The following is an 18,969-nucleotide window of genomic DNA, read 5'->3' on the forward strand; positions in this document are numbered from 1 at the left end:
GACTCGATTGTTTTGGTCTAGGCGAAGGCTTCGGGAGGCGGGCAGGCGCAGAAGAGGTTGCGGTCTCCGTATGCCTGGTCGATGCGGCGGACGGGCGGCCAGTACTTGGCGCGCACGATGCCGGGGACGGGGTAGACGGCCTGCTCACGGGTGTACGGGTGGGTCCACTCGCCGGAGATGACGGACTCCGCGGTGTGCGGGGCGCCGCGCAGCGGGTTGTCGTCGACCGGCCAGTCCCCCGCCGCCACGGCGTCGGCCTCGGCGCGGATCGCGATCATCGCGGTCACGAAACGGTCGAGCTCCGCGAGGTCTTCGCTCTCGGTCGGCTCGACCATCAGCGTGCCGGCGACAGGGAAGCTCATCGTCGGGGCGTGGAAGCCGAAGTCGATCAGGCGCTTCGCCACGTCGTCGACCGTCACGCCGGTCTGCTCTGTGAGCGGCCGCAGGTCCAGGATGCACTCGTGCGCCACCAGCCCGTTGTCGCCCGCGTAGAGCACCGGGAACGCGTCGCGCAGCTTGACGGCGACGTAGTTGGCGGCGAGGACGGCCGCACCTGTCGCATCCCGGAGCCCGGCGGCGCCCATCATCCTGACGTACGCCCAGCTGATCGGCAGGATGCTCGGCGATCCGTACGGCGCGCTCGACACCGGGCCGCCCGCGTGCTCGACGCGGTCTCCGCCGGCACCACTCGACGTCGACAGAGCGTGCGTCGCATCCTGAGCCAGCGGGTGGCCGGGCAGGAACGGCGCGAGGTGCGCCTTCGCCGCGACGGGGCCGACACCGGGGCCGCCACCGCCGTGCGGGATGCAGAACGTCTTGTGCAGGTTGAGGTGGCTGACGTCTCCGCCGAAGTCGCCGAACCGGGCGTAGCCGAGCAGCGCGTTGAGGTTCGCGCCGTCGACGTAGACCTGGCCGCCGGCGTCGTGCACGGCCTGCGTGATCGCGAGGACCTCGTGCTCGTACACGCCGTGGGTGGACGGGTAGGTGATCATGAGCGCCGCGAGCGTGTCCGCGTGCTCGGCGATCTTGGCGCGCAGGTCGTCGAGGTCGACGTTGCCCAGCTCGTCGCAGGCCACGACCACGACCGACATCCCGGCGAGCACGGCGGACGCCGCATTGGTGCCGTGGGCGCTCTGCGGGATCAGGCAGACCGTGCGGGCGAGGTCGCCACGCGAGCGGTGGTAGCCGCGGATCGCGAGGAGCCCGGCCAGCTCGCCCTGGCTGCCGGCGTTCGGCTGCAGCGAGACGGAGTCGTATCCGGTGACGTCGGCCAGCCAGGTCTCCAGCTGGTCGATCAGCGCGAGGGAGCCGCGCACGTCGTCAGCGGGGGCGTATGGGTGCAGTCCGGCGAACTCCGGCCAGGTCACCGCCTCCATCTCGGTCGCCGCGTTGAGCTTCATCGTGCAGGAGCCGAGCGGGATCATGCCGCGGTCGAGCGCGTAGTCCTTGTCGGCCAGGTACTTGAGGTACCGCATCATGGCGGTCTCGGAGTGGTGGGTGTTGAAGACCGGGTGGGTCAGGTATGCGCTCGACCGGATGAGCGAGGGCTCGAACGACGGGGTGCCGCCAACCATTCGGATGTCCGCGCCGCCGGTGCGCTCCCCCGCGCCGAGGATGGCGAGCAGGTCGGCGTAGAGCGACGAGCCCTCGGCGATGTCCGTCGCCGTCTCCTCGTCGAAGCTGATCGACACCGTGGACGCGTCCGCGGCGTGCAGCAGGATGCCGCGCTCGTGGGCGGCGGCGACCGTGGCCGCCGCGTCGGCGACGCGCACCTGGATGGTGTCGAAGAACGAGTCGGAGATCACGTCGACGCCGCGCTCGCGGAGCACACCGGCGACCGTCGCGGCCGTCAGGTGAACGCGCCGGCCGATCGCCTTCAGCCCACGCGGGCCGTGGTAGACCGCGTACATCGCGGCCATGACCGCCAGCAGCACCTGTGCCGTGCAGATGTTCGAGGTGGCCTTCTCGCGCCGGATGTGCTGCTCGCGCGTCTGCAGGGTGAGCCGGTACGCGGGCTTGCCCACCGCATCCTGGGACACCCCGACGAGGCGGCCGGGCAGCTGGCGCTCCAGACCGGAGCGCACGGCCATGTAGCCGGCGTGCGGGCCGCCGAAGCCCATCGGGACGCCGAAGCGCTGGCTGGTGCCCACGGCGACGTCCGCGCCCAGCTCGCCCGGCGAGCGCAGCTGGGTGAGGGCGAGCAGGTCGGCGGCGGCGACGATGATCGCGCCGCCCGCCTTCGCGGCGGCGAACACGGCGGACGGGTCCCAGACCCGGCCGGACGCCCCCGGATACTGCACGAACAGCCCGAATGCGTCGGAGAGCCTGGCGTCATCCGCCGGCGTGGAGGCGAGGTCGAGCACCACGAGCTCGATGCCGACAGCGTCCGCCCGGTTGCGCAGCAGCGCGAGCGTCTGCGGGAACGTGTCGGCGTCGACGACGAACGTCGACGACTTCACCTTGGATGCGCGGCGTGCGAGCAGCATCCCCTCGACGACCGCGGTGCCCTCGTCCAGCATGGACGCGTTGGCCGTGTCGAGCCCGGTGAGGTCGGAGACCATCGTCTGGAAGTTGATCAGGGCTTCCAGGCGGCCCTGCGAGATCTCGGGCTGGTACGGCGTGTACGCGGTGTACCAGCTCGGGTTCTCCAGCACGTTGCGCTTGATCACGGCCGGGGTGATCGTGCCGTAGTACCCGAGGCCGATCAGCGACGTGTTGACCGTGTTCTGCGCGGCCAGGCCACGCAGTTCGCGGAGGGCGGCGCGCTCACTGGCCGCCGCGGGAAGCACGGACTCGTATCCGGGGTCGACCCTGATCGTGTCCGGCACGGCGGCGGTGACCAGGTCGGCGACCGTCTCGTAGCCGATGGAGGACAGCATGGTGCGCTGCGCGTCGTCGCCGGTGCCGATGTGACGCGTCTGGAAGAGTTCAGTCATCGAAGTGGGAGTGCCTCACTCGCCCGTGAGGGCGGCGTATTCGTCGTAGCTCAGGAGGGTGGGGAGAGTGGTGAAGGCGACCTTGACGAGCCAGCCGTCGCCGAACGGGTCGCTGTTGACGAGCTCCGGCGCATCCACCACCGCGTCGTTGATCTCGGTGACGGTGCCGTCGACCGGCGCGAACAGCTCGCCGACCGACTTGGTCGACTCGATCTCGCCGACGACCTTTCCCTCCGCCACCTCGCTGCCGACGGCAGGGAGCTCGACGAAGACCACGTCGCCCAGCTTCTCCGCCGCGTACGCGGTGATGCCGACCGTCGCGGTGTCGCCGTCGACGAGGAGCCACTCGTGCTCGGCGGTGTATTTGAGGTCCTGTTCTGCGGCCATGACTAGTGCTTCTTTCTGCTGTAGAAGGGGAGGGCGGTGACGGTGTACCCGAGGCGGTTGCCGCGGATGTCGACGTGCAGTTCTGTTCCCGGCCGTGCGAAGCGCGGAGCGACGTACGCCATCGCGATGGGTACGCCGATGGTCGGCGAGAGGGCGCCGGAGGTGACGACGCCGACGGCCTCGTCTCCGCCGTCCACCGCGCTGGTGGCGTAGACGGGATATCCGGCGCGGGCGGCCCTCTTCCCCTCCCCCATCAGTCCGACGAGCACCGGAGCCTCGGCATCCGGTCCGTCCTCGCTGGCGGCGCGTCCGACGAAGTCGGTGTCCTTCGCCAGGTTGACCACGCGGCCGAGCCCGGCCTGTGCGGGGTAGACGTCGAGGCCCAGCTCGTGACCGTAGAGCGGCATGCCGGCTTCGAGGCGCAGCGTGTCGCGGCTGGCGAGCCCGGCGGGCACGAGGCCCTGCTCCGCTCCCGCCTCGAGCAGCGCATCCCACAGCTGCGGGGCGTTGTCCGGCGCGAGGTACAGCTCGAAGCCGTCCTCCCCGGTGTATCCGGTGCGTGCCACGAGCACGGGATGCGTCTCGTACAGCGCGGGGAGCGACCAGTAGTACTTGAGCGCGCCGACGCGGGCGGCGAAGTCGTCTCCGTCGTGCGCCCCGCCCTCGACGGCGAAGCCGGGAGTGGCGGTGAGGATGGACAGCGCCGCCGGTCCCTGCACGGCGATGAGGGCGATGTCGTCGCTCTCGTCGAACACCTCGGCGTCGAACGGCGCTGTGCGGCTGCGCAGCTCCTCGGCGACCTGGTGCCGGTTGGAGGCGTTGGCGACCACCATGTAGCGGTCTTCGCCGGTGCGGTAGACGACGAGGTCGTCGACGATCCCGCCCGAACGGGACAGCAGCAGGCTGTACTTGGCCTGGTCGATGGCGACGGCGGACAGCTTGCCGGCCAGCGCGTAGTCGAGCGCGGCCCCCGCCTCCGGCCCGATGACCACGATCTCGGCCATGTGGGACAGGTCGAAGAGACCGGCAGCCTGCCGGACGGCGTGGTGCTCGGCGAGGTCGCTGGAGTACCGGACGGGCATCTGCCAGCCGGCGAAGTCCGTGAAGGATGCTCCTGCCGCCTGGTGGGCGTCGTGCAGCGGGGAGAGGCGGTCTGTGTCGTGCGAGGTCATGAGTTCTCCGATTCGCCGGCCGTCGCCGGGAGTTGGGCACGGAGCGCAGCGCGATCCGTGTGAGAACTCCCCCTCTGTCATCCGGCCTGAGAGTTTCACCGCGCTGACGCGCGGCTTTCACCGTGGGCGAGGGCGCGGTTGTGGCGTCGCCCTGCTTTTCAGAGTGGCCAGTCCGATGCGGTACGCGTACCTGAGAGATTGTCGGGGAGGATTGCTCCTTCGGTGCCGATTCCGCGCCATAGCGCTTCCGGCTCTCCCGCATCGACCTCGATGGCCCAGTGTTCTGTTGTGTGGTGCTGCTGCCGCTCAGCATAACCGACCACACCCGATTGTGGTTCTGGTCACCATGACACTAAGATGATCGCAACCACTTAGTGTCACAGTGACCTTTACGTGCGTCGCGGCGGAGGGAGGACGGGATGGCCGACAGCCACCAGCGCGTGAGCGCCATGCTCGCCGTCTCCACCGTGATCTTCTCGCTCCGCAACGACGAGGAGACGGGCGACATCGCGAGCGTGTGGCTTCCGCTCGTGCGCCGCGTCCGCCAGCCGTTCGAGGGATGCTGGGCACTGCCGGGCGGTCCCCTGCACGGGGACGAGGACCTCGCGTTCGCCGCCGCGCGCACCCTCAACGACACGACGGGGCTGACCCCGCGCTACCTGGAGCAGCTGTACGCGTTCGGCGACGCATCCCGGTCGACGGGGGCGGAGCGCGTCGTGTCGATCGTCTACTGGGCGCTGGTGCGCAGCGAGGAGGCCGCACGAGCGAGCGTCGGGGAGAACGTGCGCTGGTTCCCCGCCGACGACCTGCCGAGCCTCGCCTTCGACCACAAGCTCATCGTCGAGTACGCCCTCTGGCGCCTGCGCACCAAGATGGAGTACTCCCGCATCGCGCACGCCTTCCTCGGCGAGACCTTCACGCTCGCCCAGCTGCGCGAGGTGCACGAGGCGGTGCTCGGGCGCCCGCTCGACCCCGCCAACTTCCGCCGCACCATCGAGGGCTCCGGCGCCGTGGTCGCGACAGACCAGTACCTCACCGGCACCCGGCACCGGCCGCCGCGCCTCTACCGGTACAACGACTCCATCGACCTCGCCGACGCCGGACCACTCCCCCGCCAGCAGCATCCCTTCGCCGCACAACCAGCAGCAGTACCGTTCGAGAGTAGAGAAGAATGAGCACCATCGCCTCGGTCGACACCACCATCCAGCTCATCGCCACCGGCGAGCTGAACGGCGAGACCTGCACCCCCGACCTCGTCGACGCCCCCTGGACGTTCGACTCCCTCGCGCCGTCGTACGGTCCAGGCGCGTCGATGGCCGACCCCATCCCGGTGGATGCGCCGCGCCAGGGCGAGCTGCCGGAGGAGTACCGCACTGCGTCCAAGGAGGAACTGCACGACCGCATCCTCGCCGCGAAGGCGACACTCGGCGACAGGGTCGTGACGCTCGGCCACTTCTACCAGCGCGATGAGGTCGTGCAGTACGCCGACTTCGTTGGCGACTCCTTCCAGCTGGCCAACGCCGCGAAGGCCAAGCCGGAGGCGGAGGCGATCGTCTTCTGCGGCGTGCACTTCATGGCGGAGACCGCCGACATCATCTCGCGGCCGGAGCAGGCGGTCATCCTGCCCAACCTCGCTGCCGGATGCTCGATGGCCGACATGGCGGACATCGACTCCGTGACCGAGTGCTGGGAGCAGCTCGAAGAGCTGTACGGCACCGAACCGGATGCGGACGGCCGCGTGCCGGTCATCCCGGTCACGTACATGAACTCGTCCGCCGCCCTCAAGGGCTTCTGCGGCGAGCACGGCGGCATCGTCTGCACCTCCTCCAACGCGGAGACCGTGCTGACCTGGGCGTTCGAGCGCGGGCAGCGCGTGCTGTTCTTCCCCGACCAGCACCTCGGCCGCAACACCGCCAAGGCGATGGGCGTCCCCGTCGAGCAGATGCCGCTCTGGAACCCGCGCAAGCCGCTCGGCGGCACCGACGTAGACACGCTGCAGGATGCGCGTGTCATCCTCTGGCACGGCTTCTGCTCCGTGCACAAGCGCTTCACCGTCGGCCAGATCGAGCACGCGAGGGCCGAGTTCCCCGGCGTGCGCGTGATCGTGCACCCGGAGTGCCCGATGGAGGTCGTCGACGCCGCGGACGAGTACGGCTCGACCGACTACATCGTCAAGGCCATCGCGGCGGCCCCGGCGGGGTCGACGTTCGCCATCGGCACCGAGATCAACCTGGTGCAGCGCCTGGCCGCGCAGTTCCCGCAACACACCATCTTCTGCCTCGACTCGATCGTCTGCCCCTGCTCGACCATGTACCGCATCCACCCCGGCTACCTGGCCTGGGTGCTGGAAGGCCTGGTGCGCGGCGAGGTGCTGAACCGCATCCAGGTGTCGCCGGATGTCGCGGAGCCGGCCAGGGTCGCGCTCGAGCGCATGCTCGCCGCGCGGCCGGACACCACGATGGCGGCCTGACATGGCCAGGGTCGTGGTGGTCGGCAGCGGCATCGCCGGACTGGTCGCCGCCGTCGAGGCGAGCAGGACTAACAGTGTCACGCTCGTCACGAAAGCCGAGCTCGCCGAGAGCAACACCGCGTACGCGCAGGGCGGGATCGCCGCAGCGTACTTCGCCGACGACAGCGTCGAGTCGCACGTCGCGGACACGCTGCGCGCCGGGGCCGGACTGAACGTGCGGGATGCGGTGGTCGCGCTCTGCGCGGAGGGCCCGGACCGCATCCGCGACCTGATCGCGTTCGGCGTCGCCTTCGACCGCTCGGGCCGCGACCTCGCCCGCGGTCTGGAAGCCGCCCACTCGAACGCGCGCGTGCTGCACGCGGGCGGAGACGCGACCGGCGCGGAGATCGAGCGGGCGCTCGTGCGCGCCGTTCGGGCATCCGGAACGCGGATCGTGGAGCAGGCGTTCCTCTGCGACCTGATCGTGCAGGACGGCGCCGTGACCGGCGTCGAACTGCTGCTCGCCGACGGCACCACCGAGGTGCTCGACGCCGACGCCGTCGTGCTGGCCAGCGGAGGGGCAGGACAGCTCTACGCGCACACCACCAACCCGGCGGTCACCACCGGAGACGGCGTCGCCGCAGCGTGGCGCGCGGGTGCCGCCGTCGCCGACCTGGAGTTCTACCAGTTCCACCCGACAGCGCTCGCGATCCCCGGCTCGTTCCTGGTGTCGGAGGCCGTGCGCGGCGAGGGCGCGGTGCTGCGGAACGCGCGCGGCGAGCGGTTCATGCTCGACGTGCATCCGGATGCGGAACTCGCGCCGCGCGACGTGGTCGCCCGGGGCATCGCTGTCGAGATGGCCGCGCAGGGCGGGCGTCCCGTCGTCCTCGACGCGACGGCGCTCGGCGCCGACTTCCTGGCGAAGCGCTTCCCCACCATCGACGCCGCCTGCCGGGCGGCCGGGCTGGACTGGTCGCACGAGCCCGTGCCCGTCACGCCCGCTGCCCACTACTGGATGGGCGGGGTCGCCACGGACACGAGCGGTCGCAGCACACTGCCCGGGCTGTACGCGGTCGGCGAGGTGGCCTGCACGGGAGCGCACGGCGCCAACCGGCTGGCGTCGAACTCGCTGCTGGAAGGGCTGGTGTTCGCGCACCGCGCCGTCGCCGCGATCGACCGCGGCGATGCGTGGCCGGAGGCGCCGGCGTGGCTGGACGGGGCTCTCGCATCCACTGCCGGAGAGCGGACGGAACGACCCGATGCCGTACCGGTGGACCGCGCGCAGCTGCAGGCGCTGCTCTGGGACGCCGCGGGCGTGCACCGCGACAGGGAGCGACTGGATGCGGCGCTCGGCGTGCTCACCGGGTGGCGCGCATCCAGGACGCACCGCACGCGCGCCGAGCGCGAGGACGCCAACCTGCTCGACCTGGCCAGGCTCGTCGTCTCGTCGGCGCTCGGCCGGGAGGAGTCGCGCGGCGCGCACTTCCGCTCCGACTTCCCCGCGCCGTCGGCGGACGGGCGGCACACCGTGCGCACCGCGCGCCCCGCGCACTCCGCTTTCGCCACTGCCCTGATCGACACCGAGGTGACCGTTCCATGCTGACCGACCAGACCATCCAGACCGTCGTGCGGGCCGCCCTCGTCGAGGACGCGCCGTGGGGCGATCTCACCTCGGCTCTGCTCATTCCCGAGACGGCATATGCCACGGCCCGGCTGGCCGCGCGCGAGGCGGGGACGTTCTCCGGCGGGGCCGTGTTCGCCGCCGCGATGACGATCACCGACCCGCGCATCGCGGTCGAGCTCGCGGTCGCGGACGGCGACGCCTTCCAGGCCGGGGACACGCTCGCCACGGTGTCCGGGCCGGCACGATCCGTGCTGCAGGCGGAGCGGGTCGCCCTCAACTTCGTGCAGAGGATGAGCGGGATCGCGACCCTCACGGCGTCCTACGTCGCCGAGGTCGCGCACACCGGCGCCCGCATCGTCGACACCAGGAAGACCACGCCGGGACTGCGCGCCTTCGAGCGCCACGCCGTGCGCAGCGGCGGCGGCCACAACCACCGGTTCTCCCTGTCCGACGCGGTGATGGCGAAGGACAACCACCTGGCCGTGCTCACCGAGCAGTCCGGGCTGTCGGTGACGGAGGCGCTGCTGGCCGTGCGCGCGCAGCTCTCGCACACCACGCACCTCGAGGTCGAGGTGGACCGCATCGACCAGATCGAGCCGGTGCTCGCCGCGGGCGTCGACACGATCATGCTCGACAACTTCACCGTCGAACAGCTGCGCGAAGGGGTCGCACTGGTCGCCGGTCGGGCCATCGTGGATGCGAGCGGCAACGTGAACCTCTCCACCGTGCGCAGCGTCGCGGAGACCGGCGTGGACGTCATCTCGGTCGGCGCGCTGACGCACAGCGTGCGCGCGCTCGATCTGGGGCTCGACGTCGTGCTGGATGCGGAGCCGGACGCGACATGATCTACCTCGACGCGGCGGCCACCTCGGCGGTGCGTCGCGAGGTCCTCGAAGCGATGTGGCCGTATCTCACCGGCGACTTCGGCAACCCGTCGAGCCACCACGGCGTCGGAGAGTCAGCGGCGCGCGCCCTCGCCGACGCGCGGGCGACGGTGGCTGCGTGGCTGGGCTGCCGTGCGTCGGAGGTCGTCTTCACCTCAGGAGGCACGGAGGCGGACAACCTCGCGATCAAGGGCATCGCGCTGGCCACCCCACGCGGGCGGCACATCGTGACGACCGCCATCGAGCACGAGGCGGTCCTCGCCTCCGTGGACTACCTGGTGCGGCAGCACGGCTTCACCGTCGACTACGCGCCGGTCGGCCGCGACGGGCTGATCGACGTCGACGCGTTCGCCGCGCTGCTCCGCCCGGACACCACTCTCGCCAGCGTGATGCTCGCCAACAACGAGGTCGGCACCGTCCAGCCGATCGCCCGGCTGACCGCGCTGACGCGCGAGCTGCGCGTCCCGTTCCACACGGACGCCGTGCAGGCGGCGGGCTGGCTGCCGCTCGACGTGACGACGCTCGGCGTGGATGCGCTCAGCGTCTCCGGCCACAAGCTCGGCGCCCCGAAAGGGATCGGCGCCCTGTTCGTTCGCGGACGCATCCCGATCGAACCCGTGCTGCACGGAGGAGGGCAGGAGCGCGGCAAGCGCTCCGGCACCGAGAACGTCGCCGGTGCGGTCGGGCTGGCCACGGCGGTGCGGCTCGCGGCGGCGAACCGCGAGCCGCAGGCCGCTGCCGCCGCCCGCGCACGGGATGCGTTCGTGGCCGCCGTGCTGGCCGAGCTCCCGGATGCGCGGCTCACCGGGCATCCATCGGCGCGGCTGCCCGGCACGGCGTCGTTCGTGTTCCCCGGCAGCAACGGCGAGACGATCCTGCTCGAACTGGAACGGCGCGGTGTCGTCTCGTCGAGCGGATCGGCGTGCGCCGCGGGCAGCGAGGATGCGTCGCACGTACTGCTGGCGCTCGGCTACGAGGAGGACGTCGCCCGCACGGCCGTGCGGTTCTCCTGGGGTCCGGAGGTCGACGTCGACCAGCTCGCCGGGGTGGCCGCGGCCGTCGGGGACGCCGTCAGAGAGGTCGCGGCGCTCGGCCGCTGATCCGCCGATGCGAACGCATCGATTACGCGCAGAGTGAACGCCGGAAACGTTAACACGGCCGACACCCCGCATGTCGGTGGCCGTCGCTACGCTCGAACCCGTGACTGAGAACACCCCGCCCGCGCCTGAGGCGCTCGCCGACCCCGCCTTCGACGACCTCGCGGTCGCCGGATCCGCCGCCGACGTCTCGACGGGAGGAACGGCCGGTGCCGGCGTCGCTGCGGCGCCCGATCACACCAAGCGCAACAATCGGGTGATCTGGCTGCTGCTCTCCGCCACGTTCGTCGTCATCCTCAACGAGACGATCATGTCGGTCGCCATCCCGAAGCTGATGGACGACCTGCGGATCGACGCGCTCGCGGCCCAGTGGCTGTCCACGGCGTTCATGCTGACGATGGCCGTCGTCATCCCGATCACCGGCTTCCTGCTGCAGCGATTCAGCACGCGCAGCATCTTCATCGCCGCGATGAGCCTGTTCTCGCTGGGAACGCTGTCGGCCGCCCTGGCGCCCGGCTTCGGGCTGCTCGTCGTCGCGCGCGTCATCCAGGCGTCCGGCACGGCCATCATGATCCCGCTGCTGATGACCACCCTGATGACGCTCGTGCCGCCGAACAAGCGCGGCCGCACGATGGGCAACGTCTCGATCGTGATCTCCGTCGCGCCCGCCATCGGCCCGACCATCTCCGGCTTCATCCTCAACTACCTCGACTGGCGCTGGATCTTCCTGATCGTGCTGCCGATCGCCGTGGTCATGCTGCTCATCGGCATCAAGTTCGTCGAGAACGTCACCGACCCGCAGAAGGTCAAGGTCGACGTGCTCTCCGTCATCCTGTCGGCGTTCGGGTTCGGCGGGCTGCTCTACGGTCTCAGCCAGACCGGCGCATCCGGCCCCGGCAGCTCGCCAGCGGTGATGTGGGTGTCGCTGGCGGTCGGCGTGGTGGCCCTGACCGCGTTCATCCTGCGCCAGCTCATCCTGCAGCGCCGCGACAGCGCACTGCTCGACCTGCGCACGTTCCGGTCGCCGATCTTCACGGTGTCGATCGCGCTGATGGCGATCAGCACGGCGGCGATGTTCGGCGTCATCATCGTGCTCCCGCTCTACCTGCAGCACGTCCTCGGCCTCGACACGCTCGCGACCGGTCTGCTGCTCCTCCCGGGCGGTCTCGTCATGGGGCTGCTCGCGCCGTTCGTCGGCCGCGTGTACGACCGGTTCGGGCCGCGCGTGCTGGTCGTGCCCGGCGCGATCCTGGTCAGCCTGGCGCTCTGGGGATTCACGCTCATCACCGAGCACACCTCGCAGTACCTCGTCCTGGCCGGGCACGTCACGCTGAGCATCGGACTCGCCCTCATGTTCACGCCGCTGTTCACGGCAGGGCTCGGCGCGGTGCCGCCGAACCTTTACTCGCACGGCAGCGCGATCGTGGGCACGGTGCAGCAGGTGGCGGGAGCAGCGGGAACAGCCCTGCTCGTCGCGATCATGTCGGCGCACACGGCCTCGCTGGTCAGCGCGGGCACGAGCATCGTCCCCGCCACGGCGGGTGGCATCCGGATGGCGTTCCTCGCGGCGGCGATCATCTCGCTGTTCGCGGTGGTCGGCGCGTTCTTCATCCGCAAGCCGGCGGACGTGATCGCACCGGAAGGGCACGTCGCGCACTGACCGCGCGGCGGCCGGACAGGAGGCAGGCATGGCACGCGGAGTCGACGCAGACACGGTCGACGAATACCTCGACCGGATCGGCGAACCCTTCTCGTCGGCGCTGCGCACGGTGCGCGACCGCATCGTCGAGGTGCTGCCGGACACGGAGCAGGTCATCAGCTACCGCGTGCCGATCTTCCGGCACCGCGGCCGCGCCCTGATCGGCCTCTCGGCCACGGCGAAGGAGTGCAGCCTGCTGTTGATGAGCCCGTCTGCGGCGGCGGCCCTCGCCGGGACGCTCACCGAGGGCACGCTCAGCGGCGCGACCCTGCACTTCGCGCCGGAGAAGCCGCTCGGGGTGGAGACGCTGCGCACCATCATCGAGTACCGCGTGGGCGAAGCGGCGGGGTGAGCGTGAGGTTCGCGGCGGCGGGTTGACGGCGTCGTCGTTGATCGCGGGGCAGAGTCGGTCGCTGCGCCCGGGTGCAAATACCGAGTCGATCGCTCCGGTCGGCCGTGGGTCAGGTGAGGTTGACGAGCCCGAAGATGCTCATGGCAGCGACAGCGGCGAGTGCGGCGACGGAAATCGTGCGGTGGCGGGATAGCCACGGCAGAAGCATCACTGCGACGGTCATGCACCAGATGATGGGGATTCCGAATCCGAGTACCGCGAGGAAGAAGTTGATGCCGAATGCGGTGGCGATTGCGGCAACAAGAATGGCTAGCCCGAGCGAGAGGGCGAAAACGAGTATTCCTGTGGCAAACGAGCCAACGTAGCGTCGCCTGATGAAGCCGAGCGTGGCGAGTCCGACGATCAGGGTCCCTGCCGTGAGAGGTCCGAGACCCGTGAGTGTGTACGTGCTGGCGAGGGCGAACGTGTTGGTGGGTGGTGGGAGCAGGAGGGCGAAGGCGAGCGCTCCGGTGAGCAGACCAACCCCCGCTCCGGCGAACAGGCCGAGAACGGTGTAGCGGGGGCGGGGGTCGGTCCGGTCGTTGTCCACTGGTATCAGTATGTCGCGGAACCGTAGAGCTGTTTGGAACCGCAGACACCGGTCAGGCAAGCGAAGCCCTCGTTGCTCAACCGGGTGAGGGGACGCCAGACCTTGGTGCCGTTGCCGTTGTCCCATCCTCCATAGACCTCGTGGGCGGGCACTGGAAAGCGGCTTCCGCTAACCTCGAAGGTGCCGCTCCGGTAGAAGCGCGCCCACGCGTTATACGTGATGGCTCCCGCTGCGCAGAAGGGATTGCCAACGGCATGGTTGATGTGTGCCTGGGCATAGTTGGAGGTTGCGGAGATGTTGGAGAGCTTGATGCTATCGGCCGAGGCGGTCCGCTGTTCCTTCAAGACGCCGTTCTGGTAGAGCGTTGTCGGTCTCACTTCTTTGGTCCACACGACGTCGTAGGGGGCCGCGTTGTCCCAGTTGATGTTGATGAAGACGGATGAGCGGAAGGACGTAGCGTCCCATGGCGTGTTGTACGGCGGCGTCACCCAACTGCGGCCGTCCCCACCGAACGTCATTCCTGTCTTCCCGGCCTGCCCACAGCCCAGAGTCGTCATCAGATCCATATTGACCTTGGAGTCAGGAATGAAGGTCCGGTAAACGAACCCGGAGACCCACGGCTGGTAGGTGCGCGCGGCACGCGGCATGGCGCTCGTTGTAGGAAGAGAGACGGGAATCATCCGGGTACCCACGATCTCGCCAGCCGAGTCTCGGAGAGGATTCGGTACTCGTACTGCCGGTTCGTCTCCAGCCCGGTCTCGGTGAACGCTGCCGCCACGCCGTCAGCGACGACCGCGCCGTCGCGGAGCACCTGCGTCGTCGCGACGCCTTCGTCGCGCTCCCACGCAAACGAGACAGAGTGCGGTGTGAGTGCCTGAACGAAGCGGAGTGCGAAAGTCGACGGGTCGGGCGACTCCGTCCGCTCCTCTTCGCTCATCGTCTGAGTGTTCGCGCCCTCGACGTATTCCGTTCCCACAAGCTCGGCGGGGAGCGAGCCATCGACGTGCTGCGCCACCCGCACAGCGTCTGCAGAGGCCTCAGGAGGGAGCGTTGCGGGCGATGCCTCGACGGGGGCACTCTGCCGGACGATGACCACTGGAGTGCCAGAAGCTGTGTTGGCCCGAGTGGTCGACTCGCCTTCGTCACCGGAGGTGGACCTCACGCTGAGTTCGGCTCCCGATGCGTCGGTGACCCGGTTCTGCTGGAAGTCGATCGTGGGAGGCGGTTCAGGGGCCGATCCCCAGGCGGCTGGTGCGCCGACGATCAGAGAGCCCGCGAAGACCAGGGATGCGGATCCCAGGATAAGGCGGCGGGGGTGGATTCTCACAACAAGACTCCTTTGAACTGTTGAAACCATTGAATAGGTAACACCCAGCATATTAGGTTTCTTGCGAGCGTTTCACAGCGGGCAGCGCGACGCGATCGGCGAGCACACAGTTGCCATTACCCGTCAGCCGCCAGCGTTGGGCGCGCCAGTCCGTCGGCATTCGCCCGCCGAGGCGCAGCCGCAATACTCCACCCGCGCTACACCGGGCGGGCGTCGTCGTGCCGGGCCTGCTACACCGGGCGCGCGTCGGCGACCACGATCAGCTCGGTGGTCGTGTCCGTGACCGGGCCACGCATCCAGTCGCCGTAGACCGCGCGCACCCCGAAGCCCGCGCCGACCAGCGACGCCCGCAGCTCCTCCTCGGTGCGGAAGCGCAGCGCCCCCTCGTCGGTGACATGCTCGCCGTCCTCCCACTCGTAGTGGCCCACCAGACCGACCACCCCGCCCGAGGCTCCGGTGACCTCGTTCCACGCCGTCACCCGGCCGTCCGGGGTGTCGAGCACCTCGCGGCCGTCGCCCCAGCGCAGCCAGGCCTGCGCCTGCGGGTCGCGGCTCTCGAACACGAGGAGTCCGCCCGGCCGCAGCGCCCGGTGGGCAGCGGCGAGCGCATCCGTCCAGGCGTCGTCCGTGACGAACACCTGGGCGACGTGTCCGGTCATGATCGCCAGGTCGGCGTCGCCGGGCGGGAGTTCGCTCGCCTCCGCGCGCAGCCACTCGACCAGGTCGCCGCCGTCGCGGGTGCGGGCGATGTCGAGCATGGCCTCCGCGGGGTCCGCTCCGAGCATCCGGTGGCCTCGGCGTGCGAGCTCGACGGTCAGCAGGCCGGTGCCGCAGCCGATGTCCAGGATGCGCGACCCGGGATGCTCGTCGGCGAACGCCAGGTAGAACTCGGTGTCGGCCGCGAACGGATTCATCCGGTCGTACAGGGCGGCGAGACGGGGGTCGCGGTAGCTGGCATCCTCGGTCACCTTCCCACGCTAGCGGTGCGGTCGCGCCGGTGCGAGCATGGAGTGCGGGGTTCTGCGACGGAGGAGGAAGCCATGTCCATCATCTCGACGACGGCACCGGAGGACGCGGAGGGCGAGGTCGCCGCGATCTACGCCAAAGAGGAAGCAGACCTCGGCTACGTCGCGTCGCACACGCGCGCGATGGCGGTGAATCCCGAGGCGTACCGGGCGTGGGAGCAGCTGGTCCGGTCGATCGTGTCGCAGCTGGGCACGCGCCGGTTCGAACTGGTCACGCTCGCTGCCGCGCAGGGCACGCACTCCGAGCACTGCAGGCTGGCGCACGGACGCAAGACCCTCCCGCTGATCGAGGAGGACCAGCTGATCCGCATCGCCCGCGACTACCACGACGCCGATCTCACCGAGGCCGAGGTGGGGATGATGGAATACGCGGAGCGGGTCAGCCGCGACTCGTACGCGATGACCGACGCCGACAGCCAGCGCCTGCGCGACCTCGGCTTCAGCGACAGGGAGATCGTCGACATCACGCTCGCCGCGTCGGCCCGCAACTACTTCAGCCGCGCTATCCAGGCGCTCGCGGTCGACGTGGATGTGCCGCCCGGCCTCAGCCCGCACCTCCGCGGGGCGCTGCTCGCTCCGCTCTGACCGGCGAGGCGGGCGGCGCGCGGCCGATTCCCCGACCGGCATACGGCGATCGCTATGGTCGGCTTATGGAGCAGCCAGCAGAGAACCCCGTCGTGCGGGTCGACGTCCAGGATGTGACCCTCCCCGTGCCACGCACGGTCGGGCGCATCGTGTCGCGCCGCATCACCATCGCGCCCGGCGCCGCGTCGGGGGTGCACATCCACAACGGTCCGGTCGTCGGGAGCATCGAGGCGGGCAGCGCCGTCTACCAGGTGGAAGGCGAGAAGGAGCGGCTGCTCTCCCCCGGCGACGTCTTCTACGAGCAGGAGGCGGTGCGCATCGCCCGGTTCGACGCCGGACCCGACGGGGTCACCTTCCTCGCCCACTTCCCCGTCGATGCGGACACCGACCCCACCATCGAGTTCCCCTGACCGCACCGAGATGCCAGTAACTGTCGCGAAAACGGCGGATTCGGCGACAGTTGGTGGCATCTCGTCGGACGGAATGGCCGGAAACCTGTGGAGAAGGCGACGGAGTTCTGTGGTGGGGACGCGCTCGGGCCGCGAGAATGTGGGGACCGGAACCGGGATCAGCCCCGGGACCGTCACCCGGCGGCGGAAAGGGCGAGTGGCGTGGGCAGCACCGTATTCGAGAGGAACCGGCCGGACGCATCCACGGTGCGGCACGCGCTGAGCGGCACCAGGCAGGCCGTGTTCTGGACGGAGGACGCGCCCGGCGACGCGTACCCGACGCTCACCGGCGACATCAGCTGCGACCTCGTGGTGGTCGGCGGCGGGTACTCCGGGCTGTGGACGGCGCTGCTCGCCAAGCGCGAGAACCCGGCCGCGCGCGTCGTTCTGCTCGAAGCGCGCAGGATCGGCTGGGCGGCGTCCGGACGAAACGGCGGCTTCTGCGAGGCGAGCCTCACCCACGGGGAAGAGAACGGCCGCAGCAGGTTCCCCGCCGAGTTCGACCAGCTGCAACGGCTCGGGATGCGCAACCTCGACGAGATCGAGGCCACCGTTGCGGAGCTGGGCCTCGACGCAGGGTTCGAACGCAACGGCGCCATCGACGTGGCCACGGAGGAGCACCAGGTGGAGTGGCTGCGCGAGGCGGCAGCGGCGGACGGCGCGGCGGAGGCGGCGGACGGCGACGCAGCGGCGGACGCACCCTTCCCCTCCAGCACTCCTACCGTCCGTTTCCTCGACGGCGACGCCGTGCGGGCCGAGGTGCACTCCCCCACCTACCTCGCCGGGCTGCTGCGCACCCGCGACTCGGCCCTCGTGCATCCGGCGAAGCTCGCCAGGGCCCTCGCCCGGGCCTGCGTCGACGCCGGGGTGGAGGTGTTCGAGCACAGCCTGGTGCTGAGCATCGGCGACGGCACGGTGATCGAAACCCCGCACGGGGTGGTCAGGGCGGAGCGTACGGCGCTCGCCACCAACGTGTTCCCGAGCCTCCTGAAACGGAACAGGCTCGCGACGGTGCCCGTGTACGACTACGTGCTGATGACCGAGCCGCTGACGGATGCGCAACTCGCCTCCATCGGCTGGTCGGGCAGGCAGGGCATCGGCGACTCGGCGAACCAGTTCCACTACTACCGGCTGTCGCAGGACAACCGCATCCTGTTCGGCGGCTACGACGCGATCTACCACTACGGCGGTCGCGTGCGCGAGCGCTACGAGAACAGGCCGGAGACGTTCGCGCGGCTGGCTAGCCATTTCTTCACGACGTTCCCGCAGCTCGACGGGCTCCGGTTCAGCCACCGCTGGGCGGGCGCGATCGACACCTGCAGCCGGTTCTGCGCGTTCTTCGGCACGGCCCGCGGCGGGAAGGTGGCGTACGCGACCGGGTACACCGGGCTCGGAGTGGCGGCGACGCACTTCGGCGCACGGGTGATGCTGGACCTGCTCGCCGGGCGCACCACGGAACGCACCGAACTGGAGATGGTGCGCAGCCGCCCGCTGCCGTTCCCGCCGGAGCCCGCGGCCTCCATCGGCATCAACCTGACCAGGTGGTCGCTCGACCGCGCCGACCACGCAGACGGCCGACGCAACCTGTTCCTGAAGGGGCTGGATGCGGTCGGGCTCGGCTTCGACAGCTGACCCGCGCCGTCAGCCGCGCGCGCTGCGCGCCAGGAGGGCCGCATGCAGGGCGGACAGGGTCTCGCCGTCGTCGAGGTCCATCCCGAGCAGGTCCTCGATGAGGGCGATGCGCTGGTAGAAGACCGAACGCGACAGGTGGCTGGCCGCGGCCGCCCTGGTGCGGTTGCCCGGGTGGGCGGCGTACGCGCGGAGCACGTCGAGCAGGTCGCCGCCGTTGGCGAGGTCGAAGTCGATGAGGGGCCGCAGCATCAGCTCGCTGTGCTCCTGCATGCGCGGATCCGCGCCGAGCGTGGTGACGAGTCGGAGGAGCGGCCGGTGCTCCGCGCGCAGGATCGTCACGCCGCGGGAGCGCCTGCCGTCGGCGCGGGCGATCAGCTGCCCGGCCTCCGCGATCGACGCCAGCAGGCCCGGGATGCCCGGAGCCTGCGACCCGAGGGCCACGGTCACGGCCGCCCCATCGCCTGCCGATCCATCGCCCGCCGCCCCACCGACCGCCCGGCCGATCGCCTGAGCGACGGCGGTGAGAGCGGCGTCCGTCACCGGCCGCTCCGCGCGCGACGACACGGCGAGCACGAGCATCCCCTCTGTGCGCTCCGGATGCTGCGCGACGAGCACGTCGAGCCCCTGGCCGCGCGCCGCCTGCCGGGCAGCATCCGCGAGCGCTGCAGCGTCGAGACGGCCAGGACGCCCGGAGCCCTGCGAACCGCCCGAACCACCCACACCCGCACCACCACCAACCCCCACGACCGCCCCGCTCAGCAC

18 protein-coding genes and 1 riboswitch are annotated in these 18,969 nt (G+C 70.3%); of the genes, 10 read left to right on the plus strand and 8 right to left on the minus strand.

Going from position 1 to position 18,969, the window contains the following annotated elements; translation table 11 throughout:
• Window positions 1–17: 17 nt before the first annotated feature.
• The 3 genes from gcvP to gcvT are packed head-to-tail and all read right to left on the minus strand — an operon-like array spanning window position 18 to window position 4,495.
• Window positions 18–2,936 carry an aminomethyl-transferring glycine dehydrogenase gene (gene gcvP, locus B7438_RS14940; RefSeq protein WP_085370469.1) on the minus strand — a complete coding sequence of 973 codons (2,919 nt, stop codon included), beginning with the start codon at window positions 2,934–2,936 and terminating at the stop codon, window positions 18–20.
• A gap of 15 nt (window positions 2,937–2,951) precedes the next feature.
• Entirely contained in the window at window positions 2,952–3,323 is a 372-nt protein-coding gene (gene gcvH, locus B7438_RS14945) for a glycine cleavage system protein GcvH (protein WP_085370470.1), read from the minus strand.
• Window positions 3,324–3,325: 2 nt separating this feature from the next.
• Entirely contained in the window at window positions 3,326–4,495 is a 1,170-nt protein-coding gene (gene gcvT, locus B7438_RS14950; RefSeq protein ID WP_085370471.1) for a glycine cleavage system aminomethyltransferase GcvT, read from the minus strand.
• 168 nt (window positions 4,496–4,663) lie between these two features.
• Window positions 4,664–4,764: riboswitch (glycine riboswitch) on the minus strand.
• A gap of 150 nt (window positions 4,765–4,914) precedes the next feature.
• On the opposite strand from gcvT, the gene B7438_RS14955 reads away from it, so the two are divergent.
• From B7438_RS14955 to B7438_RS14985, 7 genes are all read left to right on the plus strand, one after another.
• Entirely contained in the window at window positions 4,915–5,670 is a 756-nt protein-coding gene (locus B7438_RS14955) for an NUDIX domain-containing protein (RefSeq protein WP_085370472.1), read from the plus strand.
• Window positions 5,667–6,965: a quinolinate synthase NadA gene (gene nadA, locus B7438_RS14960; protein WP_085370473.1), complete on the plus strand. Its 1,299-nt coding sequence runs from the start codon at window positions 5,667–5,669 to the stop codon at window positions 6,963–6,965. Before B7438_RS14955 ends, nadA begins: the two co-directional genes overlap by 4 nt.
• A 1-nt stretch (window position 6,966) precedes the next feature.
• Window positions 6,967–8,547, plus strand: coding sequence for an L-aspartate oxidase (gene nadB, locus B7438_RS14965; protein WP_085370474.1), 1,581 nt, complete (start codon window positions 6,967–6,969; stop codon window positions 8,545–8,547).
• Complete coding sequence (nadC, locus tag B7438_RS14970; RefSeq protein ID WP_085370475.1) at window positions 8,541–9,413, plus strand: carboxylating nicotinate-nucleotide diphosphorylase; 873 nt, start codon at window positions 8,541–8,543, stop codon at window positions 9,411–9,413. The genes nadB and nadC overlap by 7 nt, the downstream gene beginning before the upstream one ends.
• Window positions 9,410–10,552, plus strand: coding sequence for a cysteine desulfurase family protein (locus B7438_RS14975; protein WP_085370476.1), 1,143 nt, complete (start codon window positions 9,410–9,412; stop codon window positions 10,550–10,552). Before nadC ends, B7438_RS14975 begins: the two co-directional genes overlap by 4 nt.
• Before the next feature lie 70 nt (window positions 10,553–10,622).
• Entirely contained in the window at window positions 10,623–12,209 is a 1,587-nt protein-coding gene (locus B7438_RS14980; protein WP_085370477.1) for an MDR family MFS transporter, read from the plus strand.
• Between the two features lie 28 nt (window positions 12,210–12,237).
• Window positions 12,238–12,600 (plus strand): iron chaperone, encoded by a 363-nt coding sequence (locus B7438_RS14985; RefSeq protein ID WP_085370478.1) that lies wholly within the window; start codon window positions 12,238–12,240, stop codon window positions 12,598–12,600.
• 109 nt (window positions 12,601–12,709) lie between these two features.
• Here the strand turns inward: B7438_RS14985 and B7438_RS14990 are convergent, their stop codons facing one another.
• The 4 genes from B7438_RS14990 to B7438_RS15005 form a co-directional block, all read right to left on the minus strand.
• The gene (locus tag B7438_RS14990; protein WP_085370479.1) at window positions 12,710–13,189 is read right to left on the minus strand and encodes a hypothetical protein; all 480 of its coding nucleotides are present in this window, start codon (window positions 13,187–13,189) and stop codon (window positions 12,710–12,712) included.
• Window positions 13,190–13,194: 5 nt separating this feature from the next.
• Window positions 13,195–13,836 carry a hypothetical protein gene (locus tag B7438_RS14995; RefSeq protein WP_085370480.1) on the minus strand — a complete coding sequence of 214 codons (642 nt, stop codon included), beginning with the start codon at window positions 13,834–13,836 and terminating at the stop codon, window positions 13,195–13,197.
• Between the two features lie 29 nt (window positions 13,837–13,865).
• Window positions 13,866–14,516: a hypothetical protein gene (locus B7438_RS15000; protein ID WP_085370481.1), complete on the minus strand. Its 651-nt coding sequence runs from the start codon at window positions 14,514–14,516 to the stop codon at window positions 13,866–13,868.
• Between the two features lie 230 nt (window positions 14,517–14,746).
• Entirely contained in the window at window positions 14,747–15,484 is a 738-nt protein-coding gene (locus B7438_RS15005; protein ID WP_143465964.1) for a class I SAM-dependent methyltransferase, read from the minus strand.
• 72 nt (window positions 15,485–15,556) lie between these two features.
• Between B7438_RS15005 and B7438_RS15010 the strand changes: the two genes are divergently transcribed.
• From B7438_RS15010 to B7438_RS15020, 3 genes are all read left to right on the plus strand, one after another.
• A complete protein-coding gene (locus B7438_RS15010) occupies window positions 15,557–16,126 on the plus strand; it encodes a carboxymuconolactone decarboxylase family protein (RefSeq protein WP_085370482.1) in 570 nt (189 codons plus the stop codon).
• A 65-nt stretch (window positions 16,127–16,191) separates the two neighbouring features.
• A complete protein-coding gene (locus tag B7438_RS15015) occupies window positions 16,192–16,536 on the plus strand; it encodes a hypothetical protein (RefSeq protein WP_085370483.1) in 345 nt (114 codons plus the stop codon).
• Between the two features lie 201 nt (window positions 16,537–16,737).
• Window positions 16,738–18,207, plus strand: coding sequence for an FAD-binding oxidoreductase (locus B7438_RS15020; protein WP_085370484.1), 1,470 nt, complete (start codon window positions 16,738–16,740; stop codon window positions 18,205–18,207).
• A gap of 9 nt (window positions 18,208–18,216) precedes the next feature.
• Here B7438_RS15020 and B7438_RS15025 read toward each other — a convergent pair.
• A partial coding sequence (locus tag B7438_RS15025; protein ID WP_143465966.1) for a CdaR family transcriptional regulator occupies window positions 18,217–18,969 on the minus strand: 753 nt, incomplete at its 5' end.

Origin of the sequence: Leifsonia sp. NCR5, assembly GCF_002105485.1 — a bacterium.
Classification (GTDB): domain Bacteria; phylum Actinomycetota; class Actinomycetes; order Actinomycetales; family Microbacteriaceae; genus Leifsonia.